The following is a 593-nucleotide window of genomic DNA, read 5'->3' on the forward strand; positions in this document are numbered from 1 at the left end:
CAGAAGTACAACGGCTATGCCGAGATCCAGTCCAAGCGGCCGGCCACGCTGGGCTTCGGCCTGGTGGATTCGCCGGTGGCGCAGCTGGCCTGGAATGCCGAACTCTTCTTCGGCTTCGAGGGCGAGGCCGCCCAGACCATGGACCGCGAGCGCTTCCTGACCCATGTCTCGCTGTACTGGTTCACCGCCACCGGCGGTCAGGCGGCGGAGTTCTATTTCGAGAACGCCCAGACCGGCGCCGGCTACCGTGAACTGCCCAATCCGGTGCCCACGGCCGTGGCCTCCTTCCCGAACGACTTCCGCTCGGTGCGTGCCTTTGCCGAGCGCTCGCACAGCAACATCGTGCAGTGGACCGAAATGCCGCATGGCGGGCATTTCGCGGCGACGGACGCGCCCGAGCTGCTGGTGCGGGACATGCGCCGCTTCTTCGCCCAGTTGCAGTAAGTCGTCGCTACCATGCGTGCATGCCTTCTCCTCGCATGCACGTGGCGTGACGGGCCACAACCCAGGCATCCAGCGTGAAACGCGCGCGGCCGATTCGCCATCGGCCGCGCGTTTCATCACGCACATCGACCGGGTGAGCTACACGGCAG

At 66.3% G+C, this 593-nt stretch carries 1 protein-coding gene; it reads left to right on the plus strand.

What is annotated here, in order from left to right; translation table 11 throughout:
• The coding region (locus AC1DU6_RS34930) for an alpha/beta fold hydrolase (RefSeq protein ID WP_477863120.1) at positions 1–444 on the plus strand (444 nt) is incomplete at its 5' end.
• Between the last annotated feature and the right edge of the window lie 149 nt (positions 445–593).

The organism is Roseateles sp. P5_B10 (genome assembly GCF_056400485.1).